Consider the following 229-nt stretch of genomic DNA (forward strand, 5'->3'; position numbering starts at 1 on the left):
GTATAAGAGACAGGTGCCCAGTTTCAGCGGGAAACAGGCTGCGGAAGCCGAGAGAGAACTCAAGAAGCTGGGCTTCAAGGTAGAGACCAACAAGATCCTCGGAGGCTTCTTTGGAACAGTACGGGACCAGAGTCCCGTCAATACCGAAGTGCCGGAAGAATCCGTCGTGACGCTGACAGTGGTCTAGTTTTCACCCACCAGCCAAGCGATATACCGAATCGAGATATAC

1 protein-coding gene is annotated in these 229 nt (G+C 52.8%); it reads left to right on the top strand.

What is annotated here, in order from left to right; genetic code table 11:
* On the top strand, positions 1 to 187 hold a 187-nt coding region (locus ACR9ZK_RS23865; RefSeq protein WP_481344376.1), incomplete at its 5' end, for a PASTA domain-containing protein.
* Positions 188 to 229 lie beyond the last annotated feature (42 nt).

The organism is Monashia sp. HAY1-5C, from assembly GCF_056755255.1.